The organism is Chryseobacterium sp. SN22 (assembly GCF_008329705.1).
Lineage (GTDB): Bacteria > Bacteroidota > Bacteroidia > Flavobacteriales > Weeksellaceae > Chryseobacterium.
In genome coordinates this window covers 68936-81645 of record NZ_VTSX01000022.1, presented here as the reverse complement: position 1 = coordinate 81645, position 12710 = coordinate 68936, and the positions used below count along the sequence as shown (strand labels likewise).

Here is a 12710-nt window from a genome sequence, read left to right as displayed (position 1 = left end):
TTGGCTTTAAGCTTTACTCTTTAAGTATGTTTAAATTTATTAAAAATATCAATTCAACTTTATGAAGACGGTAGGAATTATAGGAGCCAACGGTTATACCGGCAGCGAACTGGTCCGCCTTCTGGCCTTTCATCCCAAGGTGTCTTTAAGATTTCTGTACAGCCGTTCCCATCCGGGAACAAAAATTTCGGATTTATACCCGGATCTTGAAACCGTTTGTGAAATGAAACTTACGGACCGGCCGGAAGAAACAGATGTTCTTTTCCTGTGCCTTCCTCATCAGGAGAGCCGGAACTGGCTGGCGCAAAACCCGGTAAAGGAAGAAACGCTGGTCATCGATTTAGGAAATGATTTCCGGCTGGATGGAAATTTTGGCAACAGGGATTTTATCTATGGATTGCCGGAAATCAATAAACAACAACTCTCAGGAGCCAGAAGCATTGCCAATCCGGGATGTTTTGCTACAGCCATTCAGTTGGCGTTGCTTCCCCTGGCAGAAAAAGGCCTGCTGAATGAAGTATACACCACTGGAATTACCGGTTCTACGGGCGCAGGACAGTCTTTACAGGCGACAACGCATTTTACCTGGAGGAACGATAATATTTCGGCCTATAAAACCCTGACACATCAACATGTGGATGAGATTCTTCAACAGTTGGTTGCTTCGAACTCAAATGAAGTCAGCCTGAATTTTGTGCCGTGGCGGGGGGATTTTGCAAGAGGGATATTTACAAGCTCTACAGTGAAAACGGAAGCGGAGCTTTCAGATATAGAACAATGGTTTAAGGATTTTTATGCAGAGGAACCGTTTGTAACGGTCAGTGAAAAAGCTATTGATCTGAAACAGGTTGTCAATACCAATCGCTGTGTGATTCAGATTGAAAAACGAGGGAATGTGAATGTCATTCATTCAGCGATTGACAATCTGTTAAAAGGCGCTTCCGGCCAGGCAGTGCAAAACATGAATATCGCGATGAGCTGGGAAGAAAACCTTGGGCTGAACCTGAAACCGGCAGCCTTTTAAAGATGAATAGTCAATAAAGTCAATAGTCAAAAAGTCAATGGTGAATTTTATAACCAATAAAAACCGACTTAGGAAATGGAGCGTTAAGAAAAATAATTTTGTAACCGTTGAGAAAATCCACTGTTTAAATGCGAGACAATATTGGATCAGAGAACAGATAAATAATTCGCGCGAGTTTTGGGATTTTTAGGGGACAAAAATATTTTTAGCGGAAGTTTCCAGTCTTGAACTTTTGTTTCTTTTGCTTCAAGGCAAAAGAAAGAAATCAAACATCAATTATTAATTAAGACATGAATTTATTCAACGTATATCCATTATTCAATATCAATCCGGTAAAAGCCAAAGGATCGTTTCTTTGGGACGAGAAAGGAGAACAGTACCTTGATTTTTACGGAGGCCATGCCGTGATCTCCATCGGGCACAGCCATCCGTATTATCAGAACCGATTAAAAGAGCAGTTAGATAAAATATCCTTTTATTCAAATTCCGTTCAGAACGAACTGCAGACTGAACTGGCGGATAAATTAGGAAAGCTTTCAGGACTAGAAGAATATCATTTATTCCTGTGTAATTCGGGAGCGGAAGCGAATGAGAATGCTTTAAAGCTGGCTTCTTTCCATAACGGCAAAAGCAAAGTCCTTTATTTTTCCGGCTCCTTCCACGGAAGGACTTCAGCGGCCGTGTCGGTAACCGATAATCCGAAGATCGTCGCTCCGGTAAATTATGACGAAAGATTTATCAAATCCGAATGGAACAATATCGGACAGCTTGAAGAAATTTTTGAAAAAGAAGGCCATGAGATTTCATCTGTGATCATTGAAGGGATCCAGGGTGTAGGCGGCATTATGATTCCAACGGTTGAATTTTTAACTAAAATCAAAGAATTGTGTGAAAAGTATGATTCGGTTCTGATTCTGGATGAAGTACAGTCGGGATATGGAAGAAGCGGGTATTTCTTTGCGCACCAGGAATTCGGAATCGAGGCCGATCTGATCACGACAGCGAAAGGGATGGGCAACGGTTTCCCAATCGGCGGCGTTCTGATCCATCCGAAATTTAAAGCCAGCAACGGGCTGTTGGGAACCACGTTTGGCGGGAACCATCTGGCTTGCGTGGCAGCAATCGCTGTACTGGACGTGATGAAAGAGGAAAGCCTAATCGAAAATGCCCAAAGTATGGGAGCATATATTGAAAATGAAATTAAAAATTTTCCGCATATCAGGACCATTCGCAGGAAAGGTCTGATGATCGGGATCGAACTCGACCGGGATTGTGCGGAAGTAAGGAACAGTCTGTTGTACGATCACCATATCTTCACAGGAAATTCCAATGACAAAACCGTTTTGAGGATTCTTCCGGCGCTGAATATCAAAAAGGAGGAAACCGATCTGTTTATTAAAGCTTTGAAAACGGTGTTGGAAAGCATAACCGCAAAAGAGCAGAAGGTTTTGATGCATTAGGAAAAATCATTGATAGAATTTTAACCACAAAGCTTTTTAGCACATTAGAAGCATAAGATTTTAGGTTACAGTATGGCAAATACTTCAGATCACAGAAGATAAAAAATCGAAGATTTTTTTTAATGCTGTAATATTTTGAGAAATTCGACAGTCTGGTGGCTGAGGCTCTCGAAGCCACGCTAAAACTGTGAAAATCCATGCAATCTGTGGGAGAATTTAAACATTAAAGACAAAAGCTCATGATAGCTTGGTGGCTGAGCGGAGCCGAAGCCACATTATAATCTTGTGAAAATCTATACAACCTCTGGAAGAAAAAACAATAACCGAAAGCTCCTAAAAATCCATTACAATGAAAAAATTCACCGCTGTAAGTGATGTTGACAACTTACAGGAAATTATAAAAAAAGCATTATTCATTAAAGAAAATCCGCTCTCAGAACCGGAGAAAGGAAAAGGAAAAACCATCGGACTGGTATTTTTAAATTCCAGTTTAAGAACCCGTTTAAGCAGCCAGATTGCCGCACAGAATTTAGGGTTGAATGTCTTAACCTTAAACGCCGCGCAGGAAGCCTGGAACCTGGAATTTGCAGACGGAGCGGTGATGAACGGCGATACGGTAGAGCACATCAAAGATGCCATCGAAGTCCTGAACCAGTATTGCGATATTATTGCGGTACGTTGTTTTGCCGGGATGAAAAACAAGGAAGATGATATGAACGAAAGTATTTTAAGCCAATTTGAACAGCACGCGAAAGTTCCGGTTATTTCCCTGGAATCTGCTACGCGGCATCCTCTGCAAAGCCTGGCAGACTGTATGACGATTACCGAAAACTGGACCGAAGAACGAAAGCCGAAAGTGGTCCTGACCTGGGCGCCGCACATCAAGCCGATCGCGCAGGCCGTGGGGAACTCATTTGCCGAATGGATGCAGGAAATGGACGTCGATTTCGTCATCACCAATCCGGGAGGCTATGACCTGGATCAGAATTTTACCAAAGCGGTACCGGTGATCCACGATCAGGGAGAAGCCTTAAAAGACGCTGATTTTATTTATGTTAAAAACTGGTCATCATTTGATGATTATGCAGCGATGCCCGAGGTAAAGGAAAATTGGATGCTGACCAACGAAAAGCTGGAAGCCACGAATAACGCGAAGGTCATGCACTGCCTTCCGGTCCGGAGAAATGTTGAATTGAGCGATGAGGTGATGGACGGAGAAAATTCGATCATTTACCGGCAGGCCAAGAACCGGATTTTCTCGGCGCAGGCGGTGTTTTCTGAAATTCTGGATGGATTAGATTCGAAATAGGATGTATATACCGTAGTTTAAATTTGAATGCAATTCTTTTTAAAATTCTACCTTGACAAGAATGTAGTTAAAGCATCAGTTATGAAAGAAAAATTATACATCATCAAAATTGGCGGCGCGCTGATCGACGACGAAGAATTGCTGGAAGAATTTCTTGAGCAGTTTGCGGCGATTCAGGAGAAGAAAATCCTGGTTCACGGCGGCGGAAAGCTGGCCACGACTTTAGCGGATAAGCTTGGTATTGAGCAGAAAATGGTCAACGGACGCCGGATCACTGATAAAGATACCCTGGATCTTGTAGCCATGGTGTATGCCGGTGGAATCAATAAAAATATTGTCGCCAAACTCCAGCAGAAGAAATGCAAGGCCATCGGCTTCTCAGGCGCAGATGCGAATTTAATTAAAGCTAAAAAAAGGGAAGATGCAGAAATCGATTTCGGATTTGTAGGAGATATTACGGAGAAAGGGGTGAACAGAAAACTGATTTCAAAATTGATGAAGCTTGATCTGGTTCCCGTATTTTCAGCAATTACCCATGACAAAAAAGGCCATCTTTTCAATACCAATGCCGATACCATCGCGTCGGTGATCGCACAGGCACTTTCTCAAAAGTATGAAGTGGAATTACTGTACTGTTTTGATAAAGAAGGCGTCCTGGAAGATGTGAACAATCCGGAGTCGTTGATTAAGAATATTTCCGAAGACGAATTTTCCTTATTAAAAAACAAAGGAAAGCTGCATAAAGGCATCCTGCCCAAACTTGAAAATGCGCTCGGAGCCGTAAAAAATAAGGTCAACAAAGTATTTCTCATTAAGGAAACCGAACTGAAAAACCATATCGAAAACCATCATGCAGGAACTGAAATCTGTTTATAGCAAAGAAGAATTACTGAATAACGCCGTAGAATTATTAAAAAAGCTGATTGAAATACCTTCGTTTAGCAAAGATGAATTCAATACCTCCCTAGAGATTGAAAACTTCTTCAAAAAACACGGGATCCCTACCAAACGTTTTAAAAACAATATCTGGGCGGTGAACAAAAATTTCGATGTTTTCAAGCCTTCCGTTCTGCTGAATACCCATCACGATACCGTAAAGCCGAATAAAGCCTATACGCTGGACCCGTTTTTACCGATTGAGAAAGACGGAAAATTATTTGGGCTGGGAAGTAATGATGCAGGGGCTTCTCTCGTATCAATGGCGCAGGTTTTTTTACACTTTTACGAGTGGGAAGACCTTCAGTATAACCTGGTAATTGCCTTAACAGCCGAGGAAGAAATATCCGGTTTCAACGGAATTGAGGCTCTTTTCCCGCAGCTTCCGAATATCGAGCTTGCCATTGTGGGTGAACCGACGCAGATGAACCTGGCGATTGCTGAAAAAGGCCTGCTGGTAATCGACGGCGAAATGAAAGGAACCCCATCGCACGCAGCACATCCGAATGAAGACAATTCCATTGTCAAATGCATGGAAGACCTGCAGCATATTTTGAGCTTCCGGTTTCCGAAAGTTTCCGATTACCTGGGTGAAGTAAAGGTTACACTTTCCGGAATTCATGCGGGCGTTCAGCACAATGTCGTTCCTGAATCATGTACGTTCACACTGGATGTAAGGGTGACGGATGAATATTCCAACCAGGAAGTTTTCGAAATCATTCGGTCGCAGATGAAGTCTCATTTAACGGCGAGGTCATTCAGGTTGAATTCTTCGAAAATTCCAATCGATCATCCTTTTGTACAGGCAGGACTGGAAATCGGCCGGACCACTTATGGCTCACCAACTTCATCCGATCAGGCGATCATTCCCTGCACCTCGGTAAAATTGGGACCCGGTGACAGCACACGTTCCCACACGGCTGATGAATTTATCTTCATCGAAGAGATCGCAGAAGGAATTGAGATTTATATTAAAATCCTGGAAAAAGTTTTATAAGCTTGGCACATGGTGAGGGATACCGGAAGTTTCGTAGCTATAAAATAACTGACCTAGGAAACGGAGGCGTTAAGAAAATTGAAATTTAATCCGTTAAAAAATTCCCACTGTTTGAGCACGGCATAAATTTAAACCTGAAGAACCAATGCAGATTCGTGCGAGTTTGGGAATTTTAGGATTTAATTTAAATTTTTAGACGGAGCTTCCAGTCTTGAATTTTTGTTTCTTTTGTTTTAAGACAAAAGAAAATGATTATCAATAATAATATACGGAATATAGAAAATGGTGTACCGGAAGTTCGAAAACCTTAAAGCCTCATTTCCATCTTCCCACTAAAAAAGAAACTTATGAAAAAAATATGGCAGAAAGATGACCATGCTACCAATACATTAGTCAATACATTTACCGTTGGAAAAGATCTCGATTTTGACGAGCGTCTGGCGAAATACGACGTTAAAGGTTCAATGGCGCACTGCAAAATGCTGGCAGAAGTCGGGATTCTTTCGGTTGAAGAATCCGAACGGATGCTGGCAGTATTGTCAGAAATTTTAGAAGACATCGAAAACGGAAGCTTTGAAATCGATAAGAGTGCAGAAGACATCCATTCGCAGATTGAGTCGCTTCTAATATCAAAATTAGGTGATACCGGAAAGAAAATCCATACCGCCCGTTCCAGGAATGATCAGGTTCTTGTGGATCTCAAACTGTATTTACTGGACGAAATCCGTGAAATGGCAGCTCTGACGGACGAATTTTTCCAGCTGTTGATCCAATTGGCGGAACAGCATAAAAACGTACTGCTTCCGGGCTATACCCATTTGCAGATTGCCATGCCTTCCTCTTTCGGACTTTGGTTCGGCGCTTATGCGGAAGCCCTGCTGGATGATATGGAAATGCTGTTTTCGGTGAAAAATATCATCAATAAAAACCCGTTAGGTTCGGCGGCCGGCTATGGTTCCTCATTCCCGATCGACCGGGAGAGCACTACCTATAATCTGGGCTTTCAATCCATGAACTACAATTCCGTTTATGCCCAGATGACCCGGGGAAAATCTGAAAAAATGCTGGCGATGGCAATGGCCACACTGGCGGGAACGTTAGGGAAATTTGCGTATGATATATGCCTGTATCTAAGCCAGAATTTCGATTTTATCAGTTTTCCGAAAGAATTCACGACAGGAAGCAGCATTATGCCGCACAAGAAAAACCCGGACATCTTCGAATTGGTCCGTGCACGGTGCAACAGAATACAGTCGTTACCGAACGAGTTTATTTTGCTGACGAACAATCTTCCGTCCGGTTACCACCGCGATATGCAGCTGACGAAGGAAATCCTTTTCCCGGCGGTCGATTCACTGAAAGAATGCCTGGAGATTTTAAATTATACCTTGCCGAATATTCAGGTTAAGAATGGGATTTTAGAAGATGAAAAGTATAAATACCTGTTCAGTGTAGAGAAGATCAATGAAGAAGTGAAGAATGGCAGTTCCTTCCGGGATGCTTATGTAAAAGTAGGACGGGAGATCGAAAACAACGCCTTCGATTTTAAAATTGAAAATTTAGAGCATACGCACCAGGGGAGTATCGGGAATCTTTGTCTTAATAAAATTGAATATCAGTTTAATAAAGTAAAAAATAAATTACTGGGTTAAATTATGATGAAGTCATAAAAACTGGTTTGTAATTTTTTTATGCAAAGTTTTTATTTTGCCGGCAAATAGATTAAAGGAGCAGAGAATGATCAGATTGAAGATTGTTCTTTGCTCCCTTTTCACATTATTTTAATAAAAATTTTGAGTTTAAATTAAGCCAGATCAATTTTAAACTTCGTGGATTTTTTCACCTCATGAAGCACGATCGAACTGTGGTACTGGCCGATATTCGGGATATTTGAAATCACGTTCACGGTAAAGGCATTATAGGAATTGATGTCTTTGGCAATAATTTTCAGCATATAATCGTATTCGCCGGAAAGGCTGATGACTTCCTGAACCTCATCATGCTTCATGATATTTTTTTCAAAGGTTTCCAGAACTTTATTCGACTGTTCTTTAAGCCGTACATTGCAGTATACGACAATATTAAGTCCCAGTTTCTCCCGGTTTAAAAGTCCGACGTATTTCTCAATGATTCCGTTCTTTTCCAGTTGCTTGATCCGTTCATAAGTCGGAGTGAAGGTAAGGCCTATTCTTTCTGAAATTTCTTTTACTGATAAAGTTGAGTCTTCCTGAATTATACTGAGAATCATTCTGTCTTTTAAATCCATATTGTCGGGTTTGAACTGTAAATATACGATTTTATAAAAAATATTTCCGGAATTTTTATGGTAGGAACTTGGAAAGGATGTTAACAAATGTTTAAAATATAGCGGTTTCAGGATTTGCCAATGGCAGAATAATTGCTGTAAAATGTCTACCAAAATCCCATACCCATGGACGAAAATATAAATATGGAAACCGTTTCCTGTGCAGATTGTGAAACCCATCATAAATTTGAAAGCGAAATTATCAAAGGTCTGAAAGACAATCCCAAACACTTACTTTCCAAATATTTCTATGATCAGAAAGGCGATGTCCTTTTTCAGCAGATCATGAATATGCCGGAGTATTATCTTACCGGCTGCGAAATGGAAATATTCAGCAGGAAAAGTGATGAACTGGCAAAAGCGATTCAAGCGTTTGATGCCCCTTTTGACCTGGTGGAGCTGGGTGCAGGCGATGCCACGAAATCATCCCATTTGCTGCAGTATCTCGTAGACCAAAATACCGATTTTACCTATATGCCGATCGATATTTCGGGAAATATTATTTCGGTTCTCCAGGAAAGGCTTTCAAAGGAAATTCCCGATCTTGGGCTGGTGGGACTGAACGGCGAATATTTTGAAATGCTGGATAAAGCCAACAGCATCTCGGCCCGAAGAAAAGTAATCCTGTTTTTAGGAGGAAATATCGGCAATATGGAAGTGGGGGAGGCACATGATTTCTGCAATGAGTTACGGAAGAAGCTTAACTCCGGAGATATGCTCCTGATCGGCTTTGATCTGAAGAAAGACCCGGATACCATTCTTTCCGCTTATAACGATGAAGCAGGAATTACAGCTGCCTTTAATCTGAACCTTCTCGAAAGAATAAATCATGAGCTGGACGCCAATTTTGATATTGGCAAATTTAAACACTACCAAACTTATGATCCGCTTTCGGGAGCATGCCGAAGCTATGTTATCAGTCTGGAAGAACAAAAAGTAGTGGTTGGAAATGAGTTGATTGATTTTAAAGAAAACGAAGCCATCTATATGGAAATTTCACAAAAGTATGCACTTGAAGAAACTGATGCTATGGCTTTGAAAAATGGATTCCAACCCTTGAAAAAGATCTCCGATTCAAAAGAGTGGTTTATCGATGCCATCTGGAAAGTTATTTAATATATAATAAGGTAAAATTATGGTCGAAGAAAATATTCTGTCTGCGGAGAAAGTAATGCTTGAAAATTACAAGAAGATCAGAAACCGTTCCGTTGAGATCTGTAAACCTCTTTCTATTGAGGATTACGTGGTTCAGCCGGTGGTTGATGTGAGTCCGCCGAAATGGCATCTGGGGCATACCACGTGGTTTTTTGAAACCTTTATATTAAGCCCGAATTTTGAAGGATACGAGGTTTTCGATCCTCAGTATAATTTTGTATTCAACAGTTATTACGAAACCATCGGGGCACGGGTCATCCGTACGGACCGGGGAAACCTAAGCCGGCCATCCGTGTCGGACATTTACAAATACCGGGAATATGTTGATGAGAAAATGACTGCCTTTCTCTCACAAAACCATATCTCTGATGAGCTTGGGGAGCTTTTTGAATTGGGACTCAATCACGAACAGCAGCATCAGGAATTGCTGTTGACCGATATTAAATTTATATTAGGACACAATCCTTTGTTTCCGTCCTATGACGAACATTGTCATTTGGAAAAAGCGGGAACCCAGAAAGCTGGGATGATTTCTTTTCCCGAAGGAGTGTATGAAATAGGATTCGAAGGCGAAGGTTTTTGTTTTGATAATGAGCTGAACCGCCATAAAGTACACCTGAATGATTTTGAAATTTCCCAAAGCCTTATTACCAATGCCGAATATCTCGAATTTATAAACGATGGCGGATATACGGATTTCCGGCACTGGCATGCGGAAGGCTGGGACTGGATAAAAGAAAACAACACAGCTGCTCCGCTGTATTGGTATCTGGTTAACGGAAAATGGATGCAGTATACTTTACAAGGGTTGCAAGAGGTAAATCCTGAAGAAGCAGTTTCCCACATAAATTTTTACGAAGCCTCAGCCTTTGCTTCCTGGAAAGGGATGCGTCTCCCGACGGAAGCCGAATGGGAAGTAGCTTCGGGACATTTTGAGTGGGGAAAACGCTGGGAGTGGACCGGCAGTGCCTATCTGCCTTATCCTGGATTCAAGAAAGTAGCCGGAGCGGTAGGGGAATATAACGGAAAATTTATGGTGAATCAGATGGTTTTGCGCGGTGCGTCCATTGCAACTCCGGAAGGGCACAGCCGGAATACCTACCGTAACTTCTTTCATCCACGGCTGCAATGGCAGTTTACGGGGATCAGGCTTGCCCGTTAGAATATCTGCAAGATATTACTGATCTAAATTTTGTAAAAACAATTAAATTCTGTTTTGTCATTTTGAAGAATTGTCTTATCTTTGCACCTAATGAATAACACAGTATTTATATCATTAGAATTACCGGGCGTAGACGCCCTTTACGATATTTATTTATTTTAAGCGAAGATATTTTCTTCGCTTTTTTTTTTGTAAAAATTTTAAAATAGTATGTTTACGATTACAGAACTGAGCACCGAAAGAATCAACCGAATAGTACATGAAGCACTGGCTTTTGCAGAAGGGAAGACTGCCCGGATCGAAGGTGAGGTCTTCTGTTCCAACCTCTTTTTTGAAGACAGTACCCGAACCAAGACCAGCTTTGATATTGCCGAGAGAAAATTAGGCCTGCAGGTGGTTCCGTTCGATGCCTCCAACAGTTCCGTAAACAAAGGCGAAAGTTTATATGACACCGTAAAAACAATCGAAAGCCTTGGAGTAAACCTTGTCGTGATCAGAGATAAAAAAGACCGGTATTTCGATGAGCTGAAAAACATTAAGATCCCCGTGATCAACGGCGGCGACGGCACCGGGAACCATCCGTCCCAGTGTATGCTCGACCTGATGACGATCTATCAGGAATTCGGGAAATTCGAAGGCCTGAAAATAGGCATCGTAGGCGATGTAAAGCATAGCAGGGTTGCCAATTCCAATGCCGAAGCATTGAGACGGTTAGGTGCAAAGGTGTATTTCTCCGGTCCGGAACAGTGGTTCGACGAAGGAGCCCTGATCAACGGAACCTACCTGAGCGTTGACGAACTGATCCATGAAGTGGATGTGCTGATGCTTTTAAGAATCCAGCACGAAAGACACGATTCCAAAATGAGCTTTTCCGCTTCCGAATACCACCGGAAATACGGATTGACGAAGGAAAGAGAAAAGGCTATGAAAAAAGAAGCCATCATCATGCACCCGGCGCCCATCAACCGCGGCGTGGAAATCGATACCGACCTGGTGGAATGCGGACGCTCAAGGATATTCAGGCAGATGCAGAACGGTGTCTTTGCCAGAATGGCCATCTTAAAGGAAGCCCTGGAGAAAGAAGGGTATACCTTTAAATAATTGTAAAACGTATAAAGTAAAAATGTACATCGTAAACAAAACTCATTTAAGTACCGTACATTTTACGATCCTACAACCGACATTGTACAAAATAAAATAATAAGAGATAAAAGTTTAAAATGAAGAAAAAATTAATACTGGAGTCCGGTGAAGTGTTTCATGGAGAAGGTTTCGGAGCAGCGTTGGAAACGGCAGGAGAAGTGGTTTTCAATACCGGAATGACGGGGTATCAGGAACTTATTTCCGACCCTTCTTACTGCGGACAGATTGTCTGCATGACCTATCCGCTTATCGGTAATTATGGTATTAACCGTGACGATTATGAAAGCATCGAGCCGGCCATCAAAGGGCTGATCGTAAAAGAACTGTGCGATTTTCCTTCCAATTTCCGTACGCAGATTACGCTGGATGAGCTGTTTAAAAAGAAAAACCTTTCCGGGATTTCAGGAATAGACACCCGAAGGCTGACGAGAGTGCTCCGTAGCCACGGGGTGGTGAAAGGAAAAATCGTGAATGCCGATGCTGATGAAAACACCGTCGTTGCCGAATTAAAATCAACCACCTTCCCGACCAACCAGGTGGAAACGGTTTCTACAAAGACGCCTTACGCCAATCCGGGAAGAGGCCTTAAAGTAGTCTTGGTGGATTTCGGATCCAAATTGGGAATCATCCGCGAACTGTCTCAGAGAAACTGTGACATTACCGTGGTTTCCCAGGATGTAACGGCAGAAGAAATCTTATTAATGAATCCGGACGGGGTAATGCTGTCAAACGGCCCCGGCGACCCTGAAGACAACCAGCAGGCGCTGGAAATGATCCGCGGAATCTTAGGGAAAGTGCCGATCTTCGGAATTTGTTTAGGGCACCAATTAATCGGGTTAGCCTGTGGCGCAAAAACATTCAAATTAAAATTTGGACACCGCGGCGGAAACCACCCGGTACTGGATGTAGAGAAAAACAAAGTAGCCATTACTTCACAGAACCACGGGTACGCCGTAGATCAGGAAAGCTTAAAGGATACGGATCTTATTGAAACCCACATCGCTTTGAACGACAGAACGAATGAAGGTTTAAGACATAAAATCCATCCTTGTTTCTCCGTACAGTATCACCCGGAAGCAAGCCCGGGCCCTGAAGATGCAAATTATCTTTTTGATGATTTCATCGAAATGATGAACGAATTTAAAAATGTACCGGTTTAACAATCCGTAAAATGTATCGGTTTCATATCGTATGATGAAATGATATATCAACTGAACCA

The 12710-nt window shown here is 42.0% G+C and carries 11 protein-coding genes; 10 read left to right on the top strand and 1 reads right to left on the bottom strand.

The features are described 5' to 3' along the window. Positions 1-61 precede the first annotated feature (61 nt). The 6 genes from argC to argH all read left to right on the top strand — a co-directional run bounded on the left by argC (position 62) and on the right by argH (position 7378). The gene (gene argC / locus FY557_RS15315; protein WP_149248113.1) at positions 62-1024 is read left to right on the top strand and encodes an N-acetyl-gamma-glutamyl-phosphate reductase; all 963 of its coding nucleotides are present in this window, start codon (positions 62-64) and stop codon (positions 1022-1024) included. 290 nt (positions 1025-1314) lie between these two features. Then, positions 1315-2484 carry an aspartate aminotransferase family protein gene (locus FY557_RS15310; protein ID WP_149248112.1) on the top strand — a complete coding sequence of 390 codons (1170 nt, stop codon included), beginning with the start codon at positions 1315-1317 and terminating at the stop codon, positions 2482-2484. A 349-nt stretch (positions 2485-2833) separates the two neighbouring features. Beyond that, positions 2834-3793 (top strand): acetylornithine carbamoyltransferase, encoded by a 960-nt coding sequence (locus tag FY557_RS15305; protein WP_149248111.1) that lies wholly within the window; start codon positions 2834-2836, stop codon positions 3791-3793. 81 nt (positions 3794-3874) lie between these two features. Further along, the gene (gene argB, locus FY557_RS15300; protein WP_149248110.1) at positions 3875-4669 is read left to right on the top strand and encodes an acetylglutamate kinase; all 795 of its coding nucleotides are present in this window, start codon (positions 3875-3877) and stop codon (positions 4667-4669) included. After that, the gene (locus tag FY557_RS15295) at positions 4644-5726 is read left to right on the top strand and encodes a M20 family metallo-hydrolase (RefSeq protein ID WP_149248109.1); all 1083 of its coding nucleotides are present in this window, start codon (positions 4644-4646) and stop codon (positions 5724-5726) included. Before argB ends, FY557_RS15295 begins: the two co-directional genes overlap by 26 nt. Before the next feature lie 347 nt (positions 5727-6073). Next, the gene (gene argH, locus FY557_RS15290; RefSeq protein WP_149248108.1) at positions 6074-7378 is read left to right on the top strand and encodes an argininosuccinate lyase; all 1305 of its coding nucleotides are present in this window, start codon (positions 6074-6076) and stop codon (positions 7376-7378) included. A 152-nt stretch (positions 7379-7530) separates the two neighbouring features. Here argH and FY557_RS15285 read toward each other — a convergent pair whose 3' ends face one another. Further along, on the bottom strand, positions 7531-7992 hold the full coding sequence (locus FY557_RS15285) for an Lrp/AsnC family transcriptional regulator (protein WP_149248107.1): 462 nt from the start codon (positions 7990-7992) through the stop codon (positions 7531-7533). Positions 7993-8157: 165 nt separating this feature from the next. Between FY557_RS15285 and FY557_RS15280 the strand changes: the two genes are divergently transcribed. The 4 genes from FY557_RS15280 (at position 8158) to FY557_RS15265 (ending at position 12651) form a co-directional block, all read left to right on the top strand. After that, positions 8158-9147, top strand: a complete 990-nt coding sequence (locus tag FY557_RS15280; RefSeq protein WP_149248106.1) for an L-histidine N(alpha)-methyltransferase — start codon at positions 8158-8160, stop codon at positions 9145-9147. Positions 9148-9166: 19 nt separating this feature from the next. Then, complete coding sequence (gene egtB, locus FY557_RS15275; RefSeq protein ID WP_149248105.1) at positions 9167-10348, top strand: ergothioneine biosynthesis protein EgtB; 1182 nt, start codon at positions 9167-9169, stop codon at positions 10346-10348. A 210-nt stretch (positions 10349-10558) separates the two neighbouring features. Further along, positions 10559-11449 carry an aspartate carbamoyltransferase catalytic subunit gene (locus tag FY557_RS15270; RefSeq protein ID WP_149248104.1) on the top strand — a complete coding sequence of 297 codons (891 nt, stop codon included), beginning with the start codon at positions 10559-10561 and terminating at the stop codon, positions 11447-11449. 119 nt (positions 11450-11568) lie between these two features. Further along, on the top strand, positions 11569-12651 hold the full coding sequence (locus FY557_RS15265) for a carbamoyl phosphate synthase small subunit (protein ID WP_149248103.1): 1083 nt from the start codon (positions 11569-11571) through the stop codon (positions 12649-12651). The last annotated feature ends 59 nt before the right edge of the window (positions 12652-12710 follow it).